Source organism: Pseudonocardia sp. ICBG601 (assembly GCF_020496245.1).
On sequence record NZ_JAHLJA010000148.1, the window covers coordinates 2,885,115 to 2,907,338 of the forward strand.

Consider the following 22,224-nt stretch of genomic DNA (forward strand, 5'->3'; position numbering starts at 1 on the left):
TCGCCCCACCTCAGCCTGCGGACAGCCCTGGGGAAGCCGACGGTAAAAACCGGGCCGGGCTCAGCCGAGCAGGTGCTCGCCGAACCAGTCCCGGGCCGGGTGCCCGGAGGCGGTGAAGCCGTCGACGTAGGCGTCGAAGTGGCCGCCGGGGAGGATCTCCAGACGCTTGGGCTCACGGGCCCGCTCGTAGGCGGCGATCGCCAGGTGGGTCGGGGTGAGGACGTCGTTGCGGGCCGGGAGCAGCAGCAGCGGGGTCGGGCTGATCTGCGCGATGTAGTCGACCGGGTTGTACTCGGCGAGCATCTCGACGCTGCGCAGCGTCACCTCGTTGCGCCAGTTCGGGGCGCGCAGCTCGTGGGTCCGGGTGAACCAGGCCCACGAGTCCGGGGTGGGCAGCGCCGACGGGGCCAGCGGGTCCTCGGCGACGACCGGCACCATCGCCGGGTCCTTGCCGTGGAAGCGGTCGAGGCGGTCGGCGTCGAACTGGGCGCGGAACCCGTCGAGGAAGTCCGCGCGGACCAGCGCCCGCAGGTTGTCGTAGCCGCTGACCAGCGGCACCTGGGCGACGACGGCCTTCACCCTGCGGTCGATCGCGGCGACGACGAGCACGTGCCCGCCCGAGTAGCTCGACCCCCACACCCCGATCCGGTCGGCGTCGGTCTCCGGCAGGGTGGTGGCGTAGGTGATGGCGTGCCGGTAGTCGCGGACCTGCGCCCACGGGTCGATCTCCTGGCGGGGCGTGCCGTCGCTGTCGCCGAAGTTGCGGTTGTCGTAGACCAGCGCGTTGAGGCCCGCCGCGGCGAACAGCTCGGCGTAGCGGTCGAGGTACATCTCCTTGACCGCGGAGTAGCCGTGGGCCATGACGACCGTCGGCGCCGGACCGCCCGCGCCCTCGGCCTCCTGGAACCAGCCGCGCAGCGTCACGCCCTCGGCGTCGAACTCCACATCACGACGGGCCATGGTGCCCTCCTCGGGGTCGGTGCGGCCCCGGGGCCGCGGTGGTCCCAGTCTCGTCGCCGGCGTCGCCGGGGCCTTGAACCGTCGCGACAGGTCCTTGGACCTGCGTGTCACGGGCCCGCTCGCGCCAGGCGCTGGGGGAGGTGCCGTAGGCGGCCTTGAACGAGCGGCTGAAGTGGCTGGTGTCGGAGAAGCCCCAGCGGTGCGCGATCGCCGAGACCGGCCGGTCGGTGTCGGCGAGCTCGGTCCGGGCCCGGGCCAGCCGCCGGACCCGGACCACCTCGCCCACGGAGCGGCCGTCGGCGCTGTAGACCCGGTGGACGGTGCGGACCGACACCCCGTGCGCCGCCGCGATCTCCTGCGGCGAGACCCCGGCGGGCAGGTGGCGGTCGATCCAGCGGTCCATCCGGGCCCGCAGCGCCGGACGGACCGCGTCGCTCCCGGGGAGCCCGGTGTCCGACCGCAGCGCGCCCGCGACGAGCTCCAGCGTCGCGTTCCGCGCGGCCCGGACCGCGCCGCGGTCCAGCTCGGCCACGGTGTCGGCGAGCGTGCCCAGGTAGGAGACCAGCAGGCGCGTCGCGGGCCGGGACCCGTCGAGCACGGCCGCGCCCCGGGACAGCGAGCGGCCGCCGACCTCCTCCAGCGCGGCGCGCGGGATCACCAGGCTGCGTTTCACCAGCCGCTCCCACACGGTGAACGTCGCGGGACGGGTGCTGTCCCAGGTGACGGCGTCCCCCGGCCGCAGGCAGCGCTCCGTCGCGTCCTGGCCGACCGTCTCGCGCCCGGCGAGGGTCATCAGCACGACGACGAACTCGCCGTCGGTCCCGGCGATCTGCCGCCGGGAGCGGCGGCCCGAGCAGGGGCTGCAGGTGCAGTCGACCAGCGCGAGGTCGTCGATCCAGGCCCGGCGGGCGGTCGCCCGGAACCCCCGCGCCGGCGGCGCGACCGACCAGGGCAGGTGCGTCGCGGACAGCATCCGCTCCCAGGCCCCGGTGGTGTCCGGGTCCGCCGGGGAGGTCGAGAACAGCTCGTGGTCCTGCGGCACCGGCCCGCCCCCGTCCGATCGCGTCCTCGCGTCGAGCGGGGTCAGCGTAGGACCGCCGGGGCGCCCGTCACCAGGTCCGGACGCCCCGGCGGGGGCTCAGGCGTGGATGTCCGACGGGTGCGTGGCCAGCGGGGTCACCTGCATCGTCATGTACGGGAACAGCGGCAGGCCCCAGAGGATCTCGTGGAGCTGCTCGTTGTCGCGCACCTCGAAGATCGACAGGTTGGCGTACTCGCCGACGCAGCGCCAGATGCTCACCCACTCACCCGAGCGCTGCCACTGCTGCGACCAGGCCTTCTCCCGCGCCAGCAGGTCGGCCCGGGCGTCGGTGTCCATGTCGGCGGGGAGGTCGACCTCCATCCGGACGGCGAAGCGGGCCATCAGGCGGGGTCCAGGGCGAAGTCGTAGGTGACCTCGTTGCCGGTGCCGTCGGTGGCCGGGCCGGGGCGCAGGATCAGCTCCGGCTTGACGGCCTGGGCGACGTCGTCGGTGACGTAGTCGCCGCCGTCGAAGTACAGCTGGGTGGTGACGAGCTGCTTCCCGGGCGCGGACACCTTGAGGTGCAGGTGCGCGGGCCGCCACGGGTGCCAGCCCGCCGCGTCGACGAACGCGCCGGTCGAGCCGTCGGTCGGGATCTGGTAAGGCGCGGGCTGCATGGTGTGGAACGCGAAGTGCCCGTCGGCGCCGGTGTGGATGACCGCGCGCAGGTTCCACTCGGGGATGCCGGGGGCGAACTGGGAGTAGTAGCCCTCGTCGTCGGCGTGCCAGAGGTCGACCGTCGCGCCGGCGACCGGGGCGCCGTCGAGGTCGGTGACGGTGCCCTGGAACAGCAACGGGGTGCCCTTCTCCCCGGCCCGCATCGGCATGGTGGCCTCGGACTCGAACTCGGGGGCGCCGGGCACGTAGTAGGGGCCCTCGATGGTGCCGACGGCTCCGCGGCGGTCGGCGTTGGCGACCTCCTCCACGACGTGCTCGACGAACACGTCGAGGAACAGCGGCCACTCGCCGTCGGCGCCGACCTGGATCAGCCACGCCTTCAGCGCGTCGTACTCGTCGTAGGTCACCTGGTGCTTGCGGATGACCTCGTGCAGGGCGTGCAGGGTGTCGGTGGCGATGGCGGACACCCGGGCCGGGTCGGCGGCGGCGCCGCTGCGCTCCTTCTTCGCGAAGGTGGCGGTGGCGTTCGCGCCGGAGCCGGCGGCGGTGGCGGTCTCGGACATGTCCTACTCCTGGTGGTGGGTCGGTGCTCAGGTGTCGGTGCGGTAGTGGGCGAGCTTGTCCGGGTCGATCTCGATCCCGAGGCCGGGCCCGGAGGGGACGCGCAGCTCGCCGCCGCTGATCCGCAGCGGCTCGGTGAGCAGGTCGTCGCTCATGTCGAGGTAGTTCGACAGCTCCCCGGCGCGGGCGCTGGTGTGGCGGTGCGCCGCGCCGAAGGCGACCGTGCAGGCGGTGCCGAGCTGACCGTCGATCTGGTTGCCCATGACCACCTCGGTGCCGAGTCCCTCGCACAGGTGCAGCACCCGCTGCGAGCCGGTGAACCCGGTCCGCGCCGTCTTGATGCTGATCATGGTGGCGGCGCCGTCGAGCAGCTCGCGGGTCACCTCGCCGGGGCGGGTGGCGGACTCGTCGGCGACGGTCGGGACGGTGGTGCGGGCGGTGAGCCAGCGTCGTCCGAGCACCTGGTCGGCGGGCATGAGCTCCTCGGACAGGGTCAGGCCGAGGTCGGCCATCTCGTCCAGGGCCCGCGCGGCCTCCGACGCGGTCCAGCCGCGGTTGCCGTCGACGTAGAGCTCCACGTCGGGGCCCAGCGCCTCGCGCAGCGCCCGGCAGGCGCCGGTGTCCAGCGCGACGGGGCGGCGGCCGACCTTGACCTTGAAGGTGGTGACGCCGTGCTCGTCGCGCATCCGCCGCGCCTCGGCGACCATCACGTCGTCGGGGGCGAAGCCGACCATGTGCGAGACCCGCATCCGGTCGGTGTACCCGCCGAGCAGCTCGGAGACGCCGACGCCGAGCCGGCGCCCGATGACGTCCCAGACGGCCATGTCGATCGCGGCCTTCGCGGTGGGGTTGCCGATCGTGCGGTCCAGGACGGCGTGGATCCGCTCCCGCTCGAACACGCTCAGGCCCACGATCTCCGGGGCGAACACGGTGTCGACCACCGCGCGGATGGAGGCCTGGGTCTCGCCGTAGGTGTAGGGGCGGGGCGGGGCCTCGGCGACGCCGACGACGCCGTCCTCGGCGTGCACCCGCACCAGCACGTGGTCGGCGGTGTGCACCTCGCCGGAGGCGAACCGCAGCGGTTTGCGGTAGGGCACGGCGAACGGGATCGCCTCGACGGCCACGATCTTCACTGCGGTCCTCCGGGGACGGTGGCGGGGCGGGGGTCCAGCTCGTGGACGCGCTCGGCGAGCACGTCGAGCAGCCGGACGAGGGCGGGGGAGTCGTCGTCGGTGCGCCAGGCCAGGGCCAGGTCGACGCGCAGCTCGCGGTCCAGGTCGGCGTAGACGACGCCCTCGGTGCCCAGGGCGCGCACCGACTCGGGCAGCAACGCGACCCCGGCACCGGCGGCGACGTGGGTGAGCAGGATGGGGGTGTCGCGGGCCTCGGTGCGGCGCCGCGGGAGGAACCCGGAGTCCAGGCAGCCCTGGGTGGCGACCGAGTCGACCACCGACCCGGGGGCGCCGTAGGCGACGAAGTCGTCGCCGCGCAGCTCGGCCAGCGCGACCGTCCCGGCCCCGGCGAGCCGGTGCGTGGCCGGCAGCGCCGCGATCAGCCGTTCCTGCGCGATCGGGCGGACCGACATCTCCGGGCGCACCACCGGCGGGCGCAGTACGGCGAGGTCGATGCGGCGCTCGTCGAGCGCGTCCTCCTGGGCCGCGGTGAGCAGCCCGGGCAGGAACCGCAGCGCCACACCGGGCATCCGGCGGGCGGCGACCCGGGCCAGCCGCGGCAGCAGCCGGTAGGCGGCGAGGTCGGTGGCACCGACGGTCACCACGCCCTCGGTGCCCGCGGCGACCTGCTCGACGCGGCGCCGGGCGTCCTCGACGCCGGCCAGGATCCGCCGCGCGTCCTCCAGCAGCGACGCCCCCGCCGGGGTCAGGTCGACCCGGCGGGTGGTGCGCTCGAACAGGGTGGCGCCGACCTGGCTCTCCAGCTGGCGGATGGCCTGGGAGAGCGGGGACTGGGCCATGTGCAGCCGCTCGGCGGCGCGGCCGAAGTGCCGCGTCTCCGCGACCGCCACGAAGTAGCGGAGCTGCCGCAGATCCATTCCCGTCACCTCCCTCGCACCCGGCGCGTCACCTGACGGTAGGCGTGCGACTCTGTAGACACAAAGACCGGAAAAGGCCCGATTCAGAGGTGGAGTAGCTGAATCGCGGGTCAGGCCGGTACGGGCCGGGTGTCGGCCCGCGCGTCGACGCCGTGGATCCAGGTGAGCCACGGGTCCAGCCCGGTCAGCCCCGCGTTGCGGGCCTCGGCCGCCGGGCCGTCGGGCAGGTGCAGCAGCCTGCTGGTGACCAGCGAGCTGCGCTGGATCGACCGGGTCCGCGCCCGGCGCAGTCGCTGGTAGCGGTCGAACACCGCGGTGTGGCCGCCGTCGAGCGCACCGGGGGCGGCGAGCAGGTCGGCGAGCACCGCCGCGTCCTCGATGGACTGGTTCGCGCCCTGACCGTGGTGCGGCAGCATCGTGTGCACGGCGTCGCCGAGCAGGACGACGCGGCCGCGGGACCAGCGCGTCATCGGGGGCAGCGTGTACAGCGGCCAGCGCGGGGACTGCGGCACCGCCGTCAGCATCTGCACGACGCCCGGGGACCAGCCGTCGAAGGCCCGCGCCAGGGTGCCGGGGTCGGTGTCGGTCGGCCCGGTCTCGCCGGTCCAGGGGTCGGGGCCCTCCAGCACCGCGAAGAAGTTGATCTGCTCGGCGTGCGGGCCGATCGCGTAGTGCAGCACGTGCGCGTCCGGGCCCATCCAGAACTGGATCGCGCCGGGGTCGGGCAGCAGCGGGGCGTCGGCGACGTCGACGATCCCGCGGAAGGCCGACGTCCCGGTGTAGCGGGGGCGGGCCGCGGGGTCGACGACCGAGCGCACCCGGGAGTGCACCCCGTCCGCACCGACGACGACCGAGCCCCGGACGCGCTCCCCGGAGGCGAGCGTGACCGTCCCGTCCGGGTCGACCGCGGTCACCTCGCAGTCGAGCCGCACCATCCCGCCGGGGCAGGCGCCGGCGAGGACCCGCTGGAACTCGGCGCGGTGGATGCCCAGGTAGGGGGCGCCGAAGCGGCGCCGGTAGCTGCCGTCGGAGCCGACCGGGAAGGCGGTCACCCGCTCGTCGTCGCGCCAGCCGCGGTGGATGAGCTCGGTCGGCTGGGCGGACACCTTCTCCAGCTCGCCCAGCAGGCCGAGCTCGTCCAGCGGGCGCAGCCCGTTCGCCGACAACGCGACGGCCGCGCCGACCTCGCGCAGCTCGGCCGCCCGCTCGAGCACGGTGACCCGGACGCCGCGGGCGTGCAGCGAGAGGGCCAGCGAGAGGCCCCCGATCCCGGCACCGACGATCACCACTGATTCGTCCATGACTCTGATCCTGACACGGATACCGAGGGGGTATTCCTCCACGGATCGTCTCAGTCGGGACCCCTTTCGGCACGACCCGCACGGCCCCTTCTCCGGGACCCGCCGGTCCGCCAGGCTCACCCGCCGGGGGCCGTTGCCCCGTTCCGACCTCGACGAGGAGTGAGCGATGTCCGAGACGTTCGTGCTGGTGACCGGTGCCTGGCACGGGGGCTGGGCCTGGCGCCCGGTCGCCGAGCGGCTGCGTGCGGCGGGACACCGCGTGCTGACCCCCACCCTGCCGGGGCTGCACGACGGTGACGACCCGACCCGCTACCGGCTGTCCGACACCGTGGACGCGGTCGTCGACCTGATCGAGTCGCACGACCTGACCGACGTGACGCTCGTCGGGCACAGCTGGGGCGGCTACGTGATCACCGGTGCCGCGCACCGGGTCTCCTCCCGGCTGCGCAAGCTCGTCTACTGGAGCGCGTTCGTGCCCGCCGCGGGCCGCTCGCTCAACGACGAGGTGCCCCCGCAGTACCGGGAGCTGTTCGAGGGCCAGGCCGCCGCCTCGGGCAACAACTCCGTGGCGCTGCCGTTCGAGGTGTGGCAGGGCGCGTTCATGAACGACGCCGACGAGCCGGTCCAGCGCCTGGTGCACGAGCTCCTGGTGCCGCAGCCGCTGCAGTACTTCACCGAGACCGTGGAGCCGATCGACCCGGCGACGCTCGGGGTGCCGGTGGCCTACGTGCTCTCGACCGAGGACGTCGCGCTGCCGCCCGGCGAGTACGGCTGGGACCGCTTCCCGCAGCGGCTCGGGGTCACCCCGGTCACCGTGCCGGGCAGCCACGAGGGCTGCTTCACCCGCCCCGACGCTCTGGCCGAGGCCCTGCTGAAGGCCTGAGCCGCGCCCCGACCCACCGGAGCGGGCCCCCGGGTGTCCCGGGGGCCCGCTCCCGTGTTCGTGCGGACGGTGCTCAGTCGGTCCGGTCAGCCGGTCGGGGACTCCTGCGTGCCGTCACCGGGCGCCGGGTCCTGGCCGAGCTGGTTCGGCGGGAACCGCAGGGGCGGGAGCTCCTGCAGCGGCGCCTGCGGGGCGTTGCCCACCTCCGGCGGGAGCGGCGTGCCCTGCGCCGGGTTGCCGAGCGGCGCCAGCGGGTCGGCCGGTGCGAACGTCGCCGGCTTCGCCAGGCCACCGGAGTCGCTGCCGTCGAAGGACTCGGTCCGGCCGCAGCCGTCGAGCATGACGGTCAGCGGGCCGTCGGTGTGCACGTCGAGGCGGGCGTCGCAGCCGACGCCGGCGCGCTCCGGGTCGACGGTCACGGTGCCGACCCCGGCCGAGCGGATCTCCAGCACGTTCTCGGCGTCGGCGTCGACCGGCGCGTCGAGGTGGCGGAACTCCCGCAGGTACGGGTTGACCGGCGAGAACGTCCCCTCGACCTGACCGACCTCCTGCCCGGCCGCCGGGACCGGCGCGTCGGCGCGGCCCTGCCCCCGGGTGACCACGTCGATCGCGCCCAACTCGTGCGGGTCGCGGCTCTGGATGCCCGACAGCCAGTAGGCGTGGTCACCGACGAGGCCGGCCTCCGGGTCGTCCATCAGCGGGTTGCGCACGTAGGTGACGTGCGGCGGGTCGACCGCGCGCGGCTCGTCGCCCATCCAGCGGGCGGCCAGGTCCCACATGCCGTTCTTGCACATCACCAGGTGCTCGGCGGCGAGGCCGACGTGGCTGACGAACTCGTAGTCGTAGTCCCCGGCCCGGTAGAGGTCGGCGCGCTCGCGGGTGATCGGGTAGGGGATGAAGTCGTCGTTGACCCCCGCCCACTCCATCACCGGCTGGTTGCGACGGCTGGGTAGCAGCTCGGAGATCTTCGAGCCGGGCTCGTGCTTGGTGACGGTGTCGACCCCGGCGGTCTCGGCGACCTCGTCGGCCACCCCGTTCACCCCCGGCAGCGACGGTGCCACGTTCAGCCCGTCGCAGATGAACGCCCTGCTGAACACGTCGGGGAAGGTCAGCGACAGCTTGTTCGCGGTGTAGGCGCCGGAGGAGAACCCGCCCATCGCGGTGCGCTCGCGGTCGAGGTCGTAGTGGCGACGCGCGTCGGCCAGCGCCTCGAAGACGATCGCGCCGCCCTCGCCGTAGCCCCAGTTGTCGGCGCCGCGGAAGTCGACGTCGATCACCATCGTGGGGTCGCCCGGCCGGTCGGCGAACTGCCGGTAGAGGTCACGGTCGCCGGCGACGTCGTCGCCGGGGCGCAGCGCGTAGCCCTGGGTCCAGACCATCGAGGCGTAGCCGTGCGACGGCGCGGGGGCCTCGGGGACGTAGACCGTGTAGCGCTGCATCCGGCCCGGCAGGTCGGGGACGCAGTCGTCGCGACAGGGGTAGCCGAACGACAGGCTCGGCCGCTGGTCGCCCGAGCCCTCGCCGGAGCCGGTGGCGATGCCGCCCTGCTGCAGGCCGGTGCCCGGTGCGGGACCGCCCGGGTCCGACGGGAGCCGCCGGCCCTGCGCCTTCTCCGAGTGCGAGGCGAAGACCCGGGTCACGTAGCCGGAGGTGGGGACACCGGACTCGTCGTCGGTGCCGGCGCGGAGCTTCCCGAAGTCGACGTCGGCGAAGAACCCGGAGAGGTCGCCGTCCGCGATCGCGCGCTTCTGGTCGTTGTTCCGGTAGGGCGCCTCGAAGGGCTCGTGGAACCGGAAGGCCGCGTCGAAGAACGCCGACGGCGTCGGGTCGCCGACGACGGCGCCGCCGGGGTGCGTCGCGTCCGCGGTGACCTGCGGGACGAGGTAGGCGTCGGCGTCGCGGTCCCACAGCCCGGCCGCGGCGGCGAGGCGCTGCGTCCCGTCGGCGGGGTCCCACGCGGAGTGCGGCACGCGGATCTCGACCTGGCGCCGCTCGACGTCGACGTGCACCTGCGGTGCGTCCGGCAGGGTCCGCCCGGTGGCCGCGTCGACGATGTCCCCCTCGCTGCCGTGCACCGTCACGAACAGCTGGGCCGGCATGACGGTGTTCGCGCCGTGCGGGGCCTCGCGCGGGGTGTCCGAGCCGCCGAGCGCGAGGGTCAGGCCGAGCAGCCCGGGGTCGGTCATCGTGTTCATCGTGACCCGGAACGCGGTCGCGTCGTCCTGGGGCTTCGCGCGGACCTCGAGGATGTCCGCGGCGTTGCGCCGGTAGGCGGCGTCCTCGGGGTAGGTGTAGTTGCGCAGCAGGGTGTCGTTGGGCCAGCGGTACTGGTTGCCGCCGCCCTCGTCGTCGTAGACGCAGCCCTGGTGCACGTACTCGCCGTGCCGGTAGGCGCTGGTCATGCAGACGCCGATCGGGTCGGCGGACCAGATGCCGGTGTTCTGCAGCTGGGGCGCGTCGACGGCGGGGGCACGCAGCAGGTCGGGACCCGCCGTGTCCGCCCGCCCGTCGGGCGCCGCGAGCGCCGACCCGGCGCCGACCGCCGCACCGGCGAGCAGGCCGGCGACGACGAGCGCCACACCGGCTCGCTTCGTCTTCTTCATCGGGGAGCCTTCCACCGGCGCCGCCCGGTCGCGCCTCACTGCGCGACGGGGTGCGAGCGGCCCCGTTGCCCGCCTCAACTGATCCACCACGACCCCGGTGACGTGCGACGACGACTTATCGTTAGCCCGAATGGACTAGGACCGCCCGGATCTGGATGCGGCCACCATGGTTCTCCTGGTGTAGAAAAACCGGGAGCAACCACGAGGAGCGGTCGTGCCGAAGCGGGTGGACCACGAGCAGCGCCGGGGCGAGATCGCCGACGCCGCCTGGCGGCTGATCGCCGAGCACGGTCCGGACGCGGTCACGCTGCGGGACGTCAGCGCGGCACTGGGGGTCGCGCACGGGGCGCCGGCGCACTACTTCGCCGGCCGCGCCGCGATCGTGGAGTGCGCGTTCCGGCGGGCCCTCGACGACCTCGACGCCCGGGTGGCGCGGCGCGCGGCCGGGCTGTCCGGGGTGGCGGCGCTGCACGTGTTCTGCGAGGAGGTCACCGCGCACACCGGGACGCCGTTCGCCCGGGTCGCGGCGTCCGGGCCCGGGCCGGCCGCGGTCCTCGCCGGGGTGACCGCGCGGTGGCGGACCCGGCTGGCGGCCCGGTTCGAGGAGGGCCGGCGGGCGGGCGGGATCGTCGCCCCGGCTCCGGACGGGGTGCTCGTGGAGCAGCTGCTGGCCCTGCTCCACGGGGTGCAGGCACTGGCCGAGCCGGGGTCGGGCGGAGCGGGGGCGGCGCCGGGCGAGGTGGTCGCCGCGTTCCTCGCGGGGCTCGGCGGCCCGGCCGACGCCGGAGTCGTGGGCTGGACCCCGCCTCGGACCGTCGGGCGCGGTGCGGGCCTCGTTGCAGGAGGCGCGGACGGCTCCGCCGGTGACGGCCCGACGGAGGACGGTCCGACGGAGGACGGCTCCGCGGCGTGCCGCGCGGGCGGCGCCGCGTCGGGGCGTGCGACCGGTGCCGCGGCGGCCGGTGCCCCGCGGGGAGAGGCGGACGGCTTCCTCGCCTTCACCGACGTCGCGCTCGCCCGCACCGGCGAGCGGCTCCCCGGCACCGACCGCGCGGCCATGGCGCTGGTGCTGAACCTGCACCGGATCGCCAGCTCGCTGATCTACGACCTCGAGTCGACCGTGCACCGCCCCGCCGGATGGAGCTGGTCGGCGTTCCGGCTGCTGTTCACGCTGTGGGTCGCGGGCGGGCAGGAGGCGGGCCGGGCGGCGGAGCTGTGCGGGATGAGCCGGGCCGCGGTGTCCAGCCTGGCCAACACCCTCGCCGCCGGTGAGCTGGTCCGGCGCACGCCCGCCGCCGGGGACCGGCGGACCGTGCACCTGTCGCTGACCGACGCCGGGACCGACCGGCTGGTCGCCGCGTTCGGCACCCACAACCGTCGCGAGTCGGAGTGGGCGGCGCTGCTCGGCGCCGACGACCTCGCCGCCCTGAACACCCTGCTCGTCCGCCTCGCCCGGGCGGCGCACCGGGCGGACTGGATCAACCGGCGGACCTGAACCGCTCGGCGCGCGCCGCCGGATCGGCCCTGGCGCCGGGCGGCGCGGCCCTCTACGGTCCTGCACAAGTGATTCAACCTTTGATCGTCGGGCGTGCCCGGCCGGTCGGAGGTCCCGACGACGGGTCGCCGCGGTCGCCGCCCGTCTCCCGGCTCCGAGAGGACACCCGCCGTGGCCAAGCCCTTCGCCTCCTCCGCCGACACCGCCGCCAAGGAGCAGACCCTCGAGGTGCTCGCGGACGGCGTCTACGCCCTCACCGCCGAGGGCGACCCGAACATCGGCGCGATCGAGGGGGAGGACTTCGTCGTCTGCTTCGAGGCCCTCGCCACCCCGGTCGCCGCGCGCAAGTGGCTCGCGATGCTGCGCGAGCACACCGACAAGCCGGTCCGGTACCTCGTGCTGTCGCACTACCACGCGGTCCGGGTGCTGGGCGCGAGCGCGTTCGACGCGCAGACCGTCGTCGCGCACGAGACGACCGCGGCCCTGATCGCCGAGCGCGGCATGGAGGACTGGGCCTCGGAGTTCGCGCGGATGCCACGGCTGGCCGAGGCCGCCGACTCCGTACCCGGACTCACCTGGCCGACGCTCACCTTCGCCGACCGCCTCACCCTCGACCTGGGCGGTGACCGCGGCGAGCTGGTGCTGCAGTTCCACGGCCGCGGCCACACCGAGGGCGACATCACCGCCTGGCTGCCGCGGCACCGGATCCTGTTCGCCGGTGACCTCGTCGAGGCCCGGGCCGCGCTCTACACCGGCGACGCGTTCCACCGCGACTGGGCGGGCGACACCCTCGACCGGCTCGCCGCGCTCGGCGCCGAGCAGCTCGTCGGCGGGCGCGGCGCGGTCAGCCGCGGCCGCGCCGAGGTCGACGCGGCGATCGCCCAGACCCGCGGGTTCCTGCAGGTCATGATCCGGGAGGTCGGCGCGGTGCAGGAGCGCGGCGGCACGCTGAAGGAGGCGTTCGAGGCGACCCACGCCGCACTCGTCGACGACTACGGACACTGGCCGATCTTCGAGCACTGCCTGCCGTTCGACGTCTCACGGCTGTGGGACGAGCTGTCCGGCGTGGAGCGTCCGGTGATCTGGACCGCGGAACGCGACCAGGAGGTCTGGGCCCGGCTGCAGGGCTGAGGCACCGGCGAGGGGAGGGGAACCCATGTCGACGTCCGCCGCGCCGGCCTGGCCGTCGCCGCCCGTCCTGGTGCTCGGCGCCGGGCCGGTCGGGCAGACCACCGCGCTGCTGCTGGCCCGCCACGGCGTCCCGACGGTCGTGCTGGACCGCCGCCCGGAGCGGGACCGGGTCGGGTCGAAGGCGATCTGCCAGCAGCGCGACGTCCTCGACGTCTGGGAGTCCGTCGGTGCCGGGCGCCGGATCGCCGACGAGGGCGTCACCTGGACCACCGCGCGCACCTTCCACCGCGACACCGAGCTGTTCGCCCACACCTTCGCCGAGCCGGGGCGGCCCGCGTTCCCGCCGTTCGTGAACCTCTCGCAGGCCAGGACCGAGCAGATCCTTGACGAGCGGATCGCCGACGAGGCCCTGGTGGACCTGCGCTGGGGGCACGACGTCGTCGGCGTCGAGCAGACCGCCGACGGCGTCACGGTGACCGTCGACGGCGGTGGGCGGATCGCGGGGAGCTTCCTGGTCGTCTGTGCCGGTGCCCGCGGCGACGCGCTGCGTGAGTTGCTCGGGGTCACCTTCGAGGGCACCAGCTTCGACGACCGCTTCCTGATCTGCGACGTCCGCGCCGACCTCCCGGGGTGGGCCACCGAGCGCCGCTTCCACTTCGACCCGGCCGCGAACCCGGGCCGCCAGGTGCTGGTCCACCCCTGCCCGGACTCGACGTTCCGGATCGACTGGCAGGTCCCGGCCGGGTACGACCTCGACGCCGAGACCGCGTCCGGCGCGCTGGACGCCCGGATCCGCGCGGTCATCGGCGACGTCGACCACGAGGTGGTCTGGTCCTCGGTCTACCGGTTCCACTCGCGCGTGGTGGACCGGATGCGGTGCGGCCGGGTCCTGCTGGCGGGCGACGCGGCGCACCTGGTGTCCCCGTTCGGTGCCCGCGGGCTGAACTCCGGCGTCGCCGACGCGGAGAACGCCGCCTGGAAGATCGCCTGGGTCGGCCGCGGCTGGGCGCCGGAGGAGCTCCTGGAGAGCTACCACGCCGAGCGGCACGTGGCCGCCCTGGAGAACGTCGCCGTCACCACCGCGACGATGGACTTCCTGGTCCCGCGCGACGCGGAGCGGGTGCGGGCCCGCGCCGAGGTCCTCGCCGCGGCGGCGACCGACCCCGCGGCCCGGGCGCGGGTCGACTCGGGCCGGCTGGCCGAGCCGTTCTGGTACGTCGACTCCGCCCTGACCACCGCCGACGCGCGTCGCCCGTTCGCCGGGCGTCCCGCCCGCGGCGAGGTCCCGCCCGCGGGACCGGGGGTGCTCGTCCCGGACGCCCCGGTGCGCACCCCGGCCGGTCCGGGACGGCTGCGCGCGCTGGCCCGCGACGGGTTCCTGCTGCTCACCGGCCCGCTGGCCGACGCGGACGCGGTCGCCGCAGCGGCGGCCGGTGCGCCCGGCCCGGTCCGGGTGCTCGCCCTCGCGGAACTGGACGGCCGCACGGGCACCGGAGCCGGAGCCCTCGGCGGAGCCGGAGACGGGGAGACGGTGACGGCCACCCTGGCCGCCCGGCCCGACGAGGTGTGGCTGCTCCGCCCGGACGCCCACGTCGCCGCCGTGCTCGCCGCCCCGTCCCGCGACGACGTCGCGGCCGCCCTCGCCCGCGCGACCGCCCGCGGCACGACGGCGCCACCGCCACGGACACAGGCACAGGCACAGAACGGACCGGAGGAGGGCCACGATGGCGTACTACAGGCGAGCCGGTGACGTCCCGCCGAAGCGGCACACCCAGCACCGACGCCCCGACGGGACGCTCTACTACGAGGAGCTGATGGGGGAGGAGGGCTTCTCCTCGGACTCCTCGCTGCTCTACCACGCGGGCGTCCCGTCGGCGATCGTCGACGCCACCCCCTGGGACCCGGGCGACCAGTCGCTCACCGACAACCGGCCGCTGCTCCCGCGCCACCTGCGGCTGCACGACCTCGGCACCCCGGACTGGAAGTCGGTCGACGTCGTGACCGGACGCCGGCTGGTGCTCGGCAACGCCGACGTGCGGATCTCCTACGTCGTCGCGGGGGAGACCAGCCCGCTCTACCGCAACGCCGTCGGCGACGAGGTCGTCTACCTGGAGTCCGGGTCGGCGATCGTCGAGACCGTGTTCGGCGCGCTGGACGTGGTCCAGGGCGACTACGTCGTCCTCCCGCGGGCGACGACCCACCGCTGGGTCCCCACCGGGTCCGAGCCGCTGCGCGCCTACGCGATCGAGGCGTCGTCGCACATCGCCCCGCCCAAGCGGTACCTGTCGCGCTACGGCCAGCTGCTCGAACACGCCCCGTACTGCGAGCGCGACCTGCACGGACCGGGGGCGCCGCTGCTCGTCGAGCAGGCCGACGTCGAGGTGCTGGTGAAGCACCGCGGCGGGCCCGACGGGATCACCGGCACCCGCTACGTGGTGCCCACCCACCCGTTCGACGTCGTCGGCTGGGACGGCTGCCTGTACCCGTACACGTTCAACGTCGCCGATTTCGAGCCGATCACCGGCCGCGTGCACCAGCCGCCGCCGGTGCACCAGGTCTTCGAGGGCTCCGGCTTCGTGATCTGCAACTTCGTGCCGCGCAAGGTCGACTACCACCCGCTCGCCGTGCCGGTGCCCTACTACCACGCCAATGTGGACTCCGACGAGGTCATGTTCTACTGCGGCGGCGACTACGAGGCCCGCAAGGGCTCCGGGATCGGGCAGGGGTCGATCTCGCTGCACCCGGGCGGGCACAGCCACGGCCCGCAGCCCGGCGCGGTCGAGCGAGCGCTCGGCGCGGAGTCCTTCGACGAGCTCGCGGTCATGGTCGACACGTTCCGGCCGCTGGCCCTCGGTGAGGGCGGACGGGCGTGTGAGGACCCGTCGTACGCGTGGAGCTGGGCGGGGCGCGGCCCGGCCCGGTGACCGGGTCGCCCGCTCATCGGGCGGGGACGAGCACCGGCACCAGCCGCACCAGCACGACCAGGGCGACGAGCTCGACCAGGGTCTGGGTGACGACGGCGAGCGGGGCGAGGGCGAGCGCGCCGGGCAGCGCCAGCGCGAGCGGCAGCACCACCAGCGAGTTGCGGGTCGTCACCGAGAACACCACCGCCCGGGTGGCCGGCACGTCCAGGCGGGCCACCCGGGCGGTGAGCAGACCGATCACCACCGCCGCGACGACGAACGCCGCGTAGAGCGGCACCAGCCGCACCAGGGTGAGCGCCTGCGCCCCGACGGCGGCGATCTGCGAGCCCACGACCGCGGCCAGGGTCGCCACCATCAGCGGCACCATCGCCCCGGCGACGGCGCCCTCGACACGGGCCGCGCGGCAGGCCGGGCGCCGTCGTCGCAGGCCCTGGACCAGGGCCGCCGCGGCCAGCGGGGCCAGGACCAGCACCAGGAACGCGTGCAGGAACGGCCCGGCCTCGACCACGGCGAGGACCTCCGGTCCGGCCGCGAACCACAGGTAGCCGGGCAGCAGGAGCATCTGCGCGACCATCAGCAGCGGCGTCGCCGCGAGCATCTGCGCGCGGGCGCCGCCGGCGAGCCCGGTGAACACGACGACGTAGTCGATGCACGGCGTCAGCAGCACCAGCAGGACGCCCACGAGTAGACCGCGGTCGTCGGCGACCCATCGCGACAGTCCGATCGCGACCGGCGGGACCACCACGGCGTTCGCCACCAGCACGACGACCGGGAAACGGGTGCCGGTCAGGGCCCGCGCGACGTCGACGAGCGGGACCGCGAGGAAGGTCGCGAACAGCAGCAGCGCGAGCAGCGGGGTGACCGACGCGGCGAGCGCGGGAGCGACCCGCGGGGCGAGGAGACCGAGCAGCGCCCCGGCGAGGATCGCGGCCAGGTACAGCGGGACCTGGTGGCGGTCCCACCAGGCGACGAGCCGGCTCAGTCGGTGCCCCCGGCCGAGCGGTACGCCGACTGCGCGGCCGGGCCGAGGTCGGCGCCGTAGGAGACGTCGGGGGAGTCCCCGCCCTGCTGGTAGCCACCGGTGACGGCCAGGATCTCCGAGTCGTCCGGGCCGGTCAGCCACGGGCCGCCGCTGGAACCCTGGTCGAGGCCGGGCTGGTCGAGCTGCCACTGGTCCTCGTCGAGCGTCCCGGCGGTGCCGGACACCGTCGTCGCGTCCGCGTCGCCGTCGTTGTAGCCGACCGCGGTCACCGGGGTGTCGTCGCCGCCGGCGCCGGACGTGCCGAAGGCGAGCCGGTAGGCGCCGGTGACCTGCTGGATCGGCGGGGCGTCGGGCCGGGAGACGGTCAGGAACGCGACGTCGGAGTCGGGGTCGCCGCTCTCCAGCCAGCCCGGGGGGACCGCGGCGGCGGTGACGGTCCAGTAGCCGAAGGGGGCGGTGCCGTCGTCGTAGCCGGGGGCGAAGCTCATGCCCGTCCGGGCCGGGGTGCCGTCGCCGTCGGAGACGCAGTGCGCGGCGGTCACGACGAGGTCGCCGGTGGCGGACTCGACCACCGAGGCGGAGCAGAAGTGGTCACCGGGGGCCTCGGCCGGTCCGTCGAACAGGGCGCCGGTCGCGGGGCGCGCGACCGGCGTGCCCTCGGGGGCCGTGACGGCCGGGAGGGACAGTCCTGTGGCGACGGGGACGACCGCCGCCGGGTCGGCCGGGTCGGCGGCGCCGGTCGTGGCCGTGGCCGATGCCGGGGCCGTGGCCGATGCCGGGGCCGGAGCGGCGCCGGCCGCCGTGGCCGCCGCCGCGGTCGTCACCTGCGGTGGTGTCGTGGGCGTCCACGACGGAACCGCGAGCGCGACGGCGACGGACGCCGCGAGCGCGGCGCCCAGCAGCCCGGGGACGTGCCACCGCGGGCGGGAGGGGCCGTTGCCGGGCCGGGTGTCGGTCCGCACGTCCACCTCCCACACTCGTCCCACTGACCGGATCAACGGTAGAGGGCACTCCTGTGATCCGTCGGACGGACCGCTGTGGACGCGCTGTGAATCCCGGTCCGGTCGGTGGTCGGCCCCGCCCGCGGGCGGACCGGTGGCCGGTGCCCGACGACCGGTCCGGCGTGTCCGACGGCGTGTCGTCGTGGCGTCGACGGTGGGAGCCGACCGTGCCCCGACCGGCTCACCTGGTGATGCTCCGAGCGGCTCATCAGCTCTGATGAGGTCGTGTAGCGACCGTGACCGCCGCCACGACACACGGGCCGTCGGGAGCACAGAGGCCCCGGCGACGACGGCCCGGGGACGGGCGGAGCGGTGGAGGCAGTCATGGCGCGTCGGGTGGGGGAGCACGGAGCACGGGTGGGCGGACGACGCCTGCTGGCGGCCGCGCTGGTGGCGGCGGTCGGGTGCGTCCCGCTCGTCGCCGGGACCGCCACCGCCGCCGACGGGGTCCGGGTCGGCAACGACCAGATCCCGGCGTGTGGCGCGACGGTGAGCCCGACCGGGTACTGCACGGCGGTCCGCAACGCCGGCACCGCCGCCGTCGTCGACGACGCCCGGGCCCGCACCGGACGCGGCTACCTGCGCCTGGACACCCCCGGCGGCAACGACAAGGTCACCGTGTACGCCCAGGCCTTCAACGGGCGCAAGCTCTCGGAGATCACCGACCTCGAGTACCAGACCCTCGTCGAGCAGGTGGGCGGCCCGCAGCAGGCACCCGCCCTGAACATCCCGGTCAACCCGATGAAGGACGGCTCGACCTTCACGACCCTGGTGTTCGAGCCGGTCTACACCGGAACCAACCCGGTGCAGACCGGGGCGTGGCAGACGTGGCCCGCGTCGAGCACCCCCGCGGGCAGCGGCGGCTGGTGGGCCAGCGGCACCATCACCAGCACCGGCACGCCCAACCGGTACGGCTTCGACACCTACACCGCCGACTTCGCCGCGGTGAAGGCTGCGCTGCCCGACGCCGTCATCGTCGGCGGGATCGCGGTCAACCAGGGCAGCGGCAACCCGGGGCTGCGCTCGGGCGTCGACAACCTGCGGATCAACGGCACCACGGTCGACTTCGACAACCCGGTCGTCCCGACCGCGCTCGCCGCGACCGGCGGCAACGGGCAGAGCGCCCAGGTCCGCACCGCCTTCGCCCAGCCGCTGTCGGTCACCCTCACCGGAGCGGGCAACGCCCCGGTGGCGGGCCAGGACGTCACCTTCACCGTGACCGGCGGCAGCGCCGCCTTCCCCGGCGTGGCCACCGCCACGGCCACCACCGGCGCCGACGGCGGCGCCACCAGCCCGGCGCTGACCGCCGGTGACACCGCGGGCCCGGTGACGGTCACCGCCACCGCCGGCACGCTGAGCACCACGTTCGCCCTCACCGTGACCCCCGCGCCGGTGATCCCGCGCGAGGCCGACCTGTCGGTCGCGCTCGGTGTGCCCGCCACGCTGAAGGCGGGCACCACCGCCCCCGTCACCGTGACCCTCCGCAACGCCGGCCCGGCCGCGGCGACCCGGGTCACCGGTGCCGTCACCCTGCCGCAGGGCCTCAAGGTCACCGCCGCCCCGGGCGGGATCGTCGGCGGCAACGACCGCTCGGTCGCCTACCTGGTCCCGAACATCGCCGCGGGCACCGCGTCGACCTTCACGATCACCGTGACCGCCGACCGCACGGTGACCGGGCCGCGGACCCTCGAGGGAGCCGTCGCCCCCTCCCAGGTCCGTGACCCGAAGCTCACGAACAACGCGACCCGGGTGACCACGACGGTCGTGCGCTGACCCCGGGGTCCCCGGCGGGCGGGTCGCGGCGCAGGAGCGCCGCGGCCTGCCCGTCACCCGTTCCCGGGCCCGGATCTGATACGTCTGTGCGTACCGGCCGCCCCTGCCGGGGTGCGGTGGGCCGGCGACGAACGGGAGTGGCATGGACGCGGACGTGATCGTCGTCGGGGCCGGGCTGGCCGGTCTGGTCGCGACCCACGAGCTGACCCGGCGGGGCCGCCGGGTCGCCGTCGTCGACCAGGAGGGGCCGGTCGACCTCGGCGGGCAGGCGTGGTGGTCCTTCGGCGGCATCTTCCTCGTCGACAGCCCCGAGCAGCGCCGCATGCGGGTGCACGACTCGGTCGAGCTGGCCTGGAGCGACTGGCAGGGCAGCGCCGGGTTCGACCGCCTCGACGACGAGGACGTCCACGCCGCGCGCTGGGCCCGCGCCTACGTCGAGTTCGCCGCCGGGGAGAAGCGCTCCTACCTCACGGAGCTGGGCATCTCCTTCCTCCCCACGGTCGGCTGGGCCGAGCGCGGCGACCTAAACGCGACCGGCCACGGCAACTCCGTGCCCCGCTTCCACGTGAGCTGGGGGACCGGCACCGGCGTCGTGCGCCCGTTCGTCGACTCCGCGCTGCGCGCCGCGGAGGCCGGGCTCGTGACCTTCCACCACCGGCACCGCGTCGACGAGCTGGTCCGCACCGACGGCGCCGTCACCGGTGTCCGCGGCGCCGTCCTCGCCCCGGACGACTCACCGCGCGGCGCCCCCAGCAACCGCGACGTGACCGGGGAGTTCACCCTCTCCGCGCCCGCGGTCGTCCTGGCCACCGGCGGGATCGGCGCGAACCACGAGATGGTCCGCCGGTACTGGCCCGAGCGGATGGGCACCCCGCCGTCGTCGATGATCACCGGGGTGCCGGCCTACGTGGACGGGCGGATGCTCGACATCGCCGCCGACGCGGGTGTGCGGCTGGTCAACCGCGACCGCATGTGGCACTACACCGAGGGCGTCGTGAACTGGGACCCGGTCTGGCCCGGCCACGCCATCCGCATCCTGCCCGGGCCGTCCTCGATGTGGTTCGACGCGCTCGGGCGGCGGCTGCCCGCGCCGTACCTGCCCGGCTACGACACCCTCGGCACCCTGCGCCACCTGCGCACCACCCCGGACATCGCGCCCTACGACCACTCCTGGTTCGTGCTCACCCAGAAGATCGTCGAGAAGGAGTTCGCGCTGTCGGGCTCCGAGCAGAACCCCGACATCACCTCCGGGCGCCGCAGCGCCTTCCTCCGCGAACGGCTGCTCAGCCGGGGCGCGCCCGGCCCGGTCGAGGCGTTCACGACCCACGGGGAGGACTTCGTCGTCGCCGACACCCTCGACGAGCTCGTCGCGGGGATGAACGCCCTCACCGACGCCCCGCCGCTCGACCCGGCCCTGATCCGCGGCCAGATCGAGGCCCGCGACCGGCAGCTGGCCAACCCCTACAGCAAGGACGCCCAGGTCCAGGGCATCCACAACGCCCGCCGCTCGCCCGGTGACCGGATCGGGCGGGTCGCGGCGCCGCACCGGATCCTCGACCCCGCCGCCGGTCCGCTGATCGGGGTGAAGCTGCACGTGCTGACCCGCAAGACCCTCGGCGGGATCCAGACCGACCTCGACTCCCGCGCCCTCGACGCCCACGGCGAACCGATCCCCGGGCTCTACGCGGCGGGGGAGGCCGCCGGGTTCGGCGGGGGCGGGGTGCACGGGTACAACGCGCTGGAGGGCACGTTCCTCGGTGGCTGCATCTTCTCCGGCCGGGCCGCCGGGCGGAGCCTCGCGGGAACCCTCTGAACCCGGCCTCTCACTGAGCGAGAGTCGCCTTCCCGGGCGGTGGCCGCGCGGCGGATGCTCGGCTCCTCGACGACGAGGGGAGCGACGGTGACCGGTGCCGGGAACCGCACGGTCCGGGTGGCGGGCCGCCACCGGGAGTCCGACGGCGTGGTGTCGCTGGAGCTGGTCGCCGCCGACGGCGGGCGGCTGCCGGACTGGACCCCCGGCGCGCACGTCGACCTCGTCCTGCCCGGCGGGCACACCCGCCAGTACTCGCTGTGCGGGGACCGGTGGGACGCCCACCGCTACCGCGTCGCCGTGCTGCGCGAACCCGCCGGCCGCGGCGGCTCGGCCTGGGTCCACGACCGTCTCGCGGTCGGCGACGAGATCGGGCTCGGCGGGCCGCGCAGCAACTTCCCGCTGGTCCCGGCCCCGCACTACCTGTTCGTCGCGGGCGGCATCGGGATCACCCCGATCCTGCCGATGATCACCACGGCGGACCTGCTCGGCGCGGACTGGGCGCTGCTGTACGGCGGCCGGACCCGGGCGTCGATGGCGTTCACCGCGGAGCTCGCGGCCCACGGGGACCGGGTCCGCACCGTCGCGCAGGACGAGGAGGGACTGCTCGACCTCCCCGGCTTCCTGGGACGGCCCGCACCGGGCACCCGGGTCTACGGCTGCGGACCCGCCCCGCTGCTCGCGGCGCTGGCCGAGGCCACGGCCGGGTGGCCGGCGCACACGGTGCGGACCGAGCGCTTCGTCCCGCGCGCGACCGGCCCGGTCCGCGACACCGCGTTCGCGGTCCACCTCGCCCGCCGCGGGACCGACGTGACCGTGCCACCCGGGCGGAGCGTCCTCGACGCGGTCGCCGACGCCGGCGTCGATGTCCTGTCCTCGTGCCGGCAGGGCACCTGCGGGACCTGCGAGACGACCGTGCTGGCCGGCGACCCGGACCACCGCGACTCCGTCCTCGACGACGACGAGCGCGCCGCCGCCGACCGCATGCTGGTCTGCGTCTCGCGCTCGCGCGGACCGCGTCTGGTCCTCGATCTCTGACCCGACCCGACCG

The 22,224-nt window shown here is 75.1% G+C and carries 18 protein-coding genes; 8 read left to right on the forward strand and 10 right to left on the reverse strand.

The window, feature by feature from the left end; genetic code table 11:
- Window positions 1-60: 60 nt before the first annotated feature.
- The 7 genes from KPL57_RS43155 to KPL57_RS43185 all read right to left on the reverse strand — a co-directional run bounded on the left by KPL57_RS43155 (window position 61) and on the right by KPL57_RS43185 (window position 6,571).
- The gene (locus tag KPL57_RS43155; RefSeq protein ID WP_226356165.1) at window positions 61-960 is read right to left on the reverse strand and encodes an alpha/beta hydrolase; all 900 of its coding nucleotides are present in this window, start codon (window positions 958-960) and stop codon (window positions 61-63) included.
- Window positions 947-2,002: a helix-turn-helix domain-containing protein gene (locus KPL57_RS43160; RefSeq protein WP_226356166.1), complete on the reverse strand. Its 1,056-nt coding sequence runs from the start codon at window positions 2,000-2,002 to the stop codon at window positions 947-949. The genes KPL57_RS43155 and KPL57_RS43160 overlap by 14 nt, the downstream gene beginning before the upstream one ends.
- Window positions 2,003-2,098: 96 nt before the next feature.
- Window positions 2,099-2,383 carry a muconolactone Delta-isomerase family protein gene (locus tag KPL57_RS43165; RefSeq protein WP_226356167.1) on the reverse strand — a complete coding sequence of 95 codons (285 nt, stop codon included), beginning with the start codon at window positions 2,381-2,383 and terminating at the stop codon, window positions 2,099-2,101.
- Window positions 2,383-3,222: a catechol 1,2-dioxygenase gene (catA, locus tag KPL57_RS43170; RefSeq protein WP_226356168.1), complete on the reverse strand. Its 840-nt coding sequence runs from the start codon at window positions 3,220-3,222 to the stop codon at window positions 2,383-2,385. The genes KPL57_RS43165 and catA overlap by 1 nt, the downstream gene beginning before the upstream one ends.
- Window positions 3,223-3,249: 27 nt before the next feature.
- Complete coding sequence (locus tag KPL57_RS43175; protein ID WP_226356169.1) at window positions 3,250-4,353, reverse strand: mandelate racemase/muconate lactonizing enzyme family protein; 1,104 nt, start codon at window positions 4,351-4,353, stop codon at window positions 3,250-3,252.
- Complete coding sequence (locus tag KPL57_RS43180; protein WP_226356170.1) at window positions 4,350-5,270, reverse strand: LysR family transcriptional regulator; 921 nt, start codon at window positions 5,268-5,270, stop codon at window positions 4,350-4,352. The genes KPL57_RS43175 and KPL57_RS43180 overlap by 4 nt, the downstream gene beginning before the upstream one ends.
- Before the next feature lie 110 nt (window positions 5,271-5,380).
- The gene (locus KPL57_RS43185) at window positions 5,381-6,571 is read right to left on the reverse strand and encodes an FAD-dependent monooxygenase (protein ID WP_226356171.1); all 1,191 of its coding nucleotides are present in this window, start codon (window positions 6,569-6,571) and stop codon (window positions 5,381-5,383) included.
- Between the two features lie 166 nt (window positions 6,572-6,737).
- Between KPL57_RS43185 and KPL57_RS43190 the strand changes: the two genes are divergently transcribed.
- Window positions 6,738-7,454: an alpha/beta fold hydrolase gene (locus tag KPL57_RS43190; protein ID WP_226356172.1), complete on the forward strand. Its 717-nt coding sequence runs from the start codon at window positions 6,738-6,740 to the stop codon at window positions 7,452-7,454.
- An 86-nt stretch (window positions 7,455-7,540) separates the two neighbouring features.
- On the opposite strand, the gene KPL57_RS43195 is transcribed toward KPL57_RS43190, so the two are convergent.
- Complete coding sequence (locus KPL57_RS43195) at window positions 7,541-10,057, reverse strand: hypothetical protein (protein ID WP_226356173.1); 2,517 nt, start codon at window positions 10,055-10,057, stop codon at window positions 7,541-7,543.
- A 214-nt stretch (window positions 10,058-10,271) separates the two neighbouring features.
- Here KPL57_RS43195 and KPL57_RS70730 point away from each other — a divergent pair, with 214 nt between their 5' ends.
- From KPL57_RS70730 to KPL57_RS43215, 4 genes are all read left to right on the forward strand, one after another.
- On the forward strand, window positions 10,272-11,552 hold the full coding sequence (locus tag KPL57_RS70730) for a TetR family transcriptional regulator (RefSeq protein ID WP_226356174.1): 1,281 nt from the start codon (window positions 10,272-10,274) through the stop codon (window positions 11,550-11,552).
- A gap of 171 nt (window positions 11,553-11,723) precedes the next feature.
- A complete protein-coding gene (locus tag KPL57_RS43205; protein ID WP_226356175.1) occupies window positions 11,724-12,683 on the forward strand; it encodes an MBL fold metallo-hydrolase in 960 nt (319 codons plus the stop codon).
- Between the two features lie 25 nt (window positions 12,684-12,708).
- The gene (locus tag KPL57_RS43210) at window positions 12,709-14,433 is read left to right on the forward strand and encodes an FAD-dependent monooxygenase (protein ID WP_226356176.1); all 1,725 of its coding nucleotides are present in this window, start codon (window positions 12,709-12,711) and stop codon (window positions 14,431-14,433) included.
- A complete protein-coding gene (locus KPL57_RS43215; RefSeq protein WP_226356177.1) occupies window positions 14,408-15,607 on the forward strand; it encodes a homogentisate 1,2-dioxygenase in 1,200 nt (399 codons plus the stop codon). Before KPL57_RS43210 ends, KPL57_RS43215 begins: the two co-directional genes overlap by 26 nt.
- Before the next feature lie 13 nt (window positions 15,608-15,620).
- Here KPL57_RS43215 and KPL57_RS43220 read toward each other — a convergent pair whose 3' ends face one another.
- Together KPL57_RS43220 and KPL57_RS43225 are read right to left on the reverse strand one after the other, a co-directional pair.
- Entirely contained in the window at window positions 15,621-16,589 is a 969-nt protein-coding gene (locus KPL57_RS43220) for an arsenic resistance protein (protein ID WP_226356701.1), read from the reverse strand.
- Window positions 16,586-17,557 carry a serine protease gene (locus tag KPL57_RS43225; RefSeq protein ID WP_226356178.1) on the reverse strand — a complete coding sequence of 324 codons (972 nt, stop codon included), beginning with the start codon at window positions 17,555-17,557 and terminating at the stop codon, window positions 16,586-16,588. Before KPL57_RS43225 ends, KPL57_RS43220 begins: the two co-directional genes overlap by 4 nt.
- A 390-nt stretch (window positions 17,558-17,947) precedes the next feature.
- Here KPL57_RS43225 and KPL57_RS43230 point away from each other — a divergent pair, with 390 nt between their 5' ends.
- From KPL57_RS43230 to KPL57_RS43240, 3 genes are all read left to right on the forward strand, one after another.
- Complete coding sequence (locus KPL57_RS43230; protein ID WP_226356179.1) at window positions 17,948-19,363, forward strand: CARDB domain-containing protein; 1,416 nt, start codon at window positions 17,948-17,950, stop codon at window positions 19,361-19,363.
- A 142-nt stretch (window positions 19,364-19,505) separates the two neighbouring features.
- Entirely contained in the window at window positions 19,506-21,176 is a 1,671-nt protein-coding gene (locus KPL57_RS43235) for an FAD-binding dehydrogenase (RefSeq protein ID WP_226356180.1), read from the forward strand.
- Window positions 21,177-21,230: 54 nt separating this feature from the next.
- The gene (locus KPL57_RS43240; RefSeq protein ID WP_374203871.1) at window positions 21,231-22,211 is read left to right on the forward strand and encodes a 2Fe-2S iron-sulfur cluster-binding protein; all 981 of its coding nucleotides are present in this window, start codon (window positions 21,231-21,233) and stop codon (window positions 22,209-22,211) included.
- Window positions 22,212-22,224: the final 13 nt, after the last annotated feature.

Bases quoted from the DNA above. Each gene is read 5' to 3' on its own strand.
- KPL57_RS43185 (WP_226356171.1), bottom strand. From the start codon at position 6,571: ATGGACGAATCAGTGGTGATCGTCGGTGCCGGGATCGGGGGCCTCTCG.
- KPL57_RS43215 (WP_226356177.1), top strand. From the start codon at position 14,408: ATGGCGTACTACAGGCGAGCCGGTGACGTCCCGCCGAAGCGGCACACC.
- KPL57_RS43195 (WP_226356173.1), bottom strand. From the start codon at position 10,057: ATGAAGAAGACGAAGCGAGCCGGTGTGGCGCTCGTCGTCGCCGGCCTG.
- KPL57_RS43235 (WP_226356180.1), top strand. From the start codon at position 19,506: ATGGACGCGGACGTGATCGTCGTCGGGGCCGGGCTGGCCGGTCTGGTC.
- catA (WP_226356168.1), bottom strand. From the start codon at position 3,222: ATGTCCGAGACCGCCACCGCCGCCGGCTCCGGCGCGAACGCCACCGCC.
- KPL57_RS43180 (WP_226356170.1), bottom strand. From the start codon at position 5,270: ATGGATCTGCGGCAGCTCCGCTACTTCGTGGCGGTCGCGGAGACGCGG.
- KPL57_RS43190 (WP_226356172.1), top strand. From the start codon at position 6,738: ATGTCCGAGACGTTCGTGCTGGTGACCGGTGCCTGGCACGGGGGCTGG.
- KPL57_RS43240 (WP_374203871.1), top strand. From the start codon at position 21,231: ATGCTCGGCTCCTCGACGACGAGGGGAGCGACGGTGACCGGTGCCGGG.
- KPL57_RS43165 (WP_226356167.1), bottom strand. From the start codon at position 2,383: ATGGCCCGCTTCGCCGTCCGGATGGAGGTCGACCTCCCCGCCGACATG.
- KPL57_RS43210 (WP_226356176.1), top strand. From the start codon at position 12,709: ATGTCGACGTCCGCCGCGCCGGCCTGGCCGTCGCCGCCCGTCCTGGTG.
- KPL57_RS43155 (WP_226356165.1), bottom strand. From the start codon at position 960: ATGGCCCGTCGTGATGTGGAGTTCGACGCCGAGGGCGTGACGCTGCGC.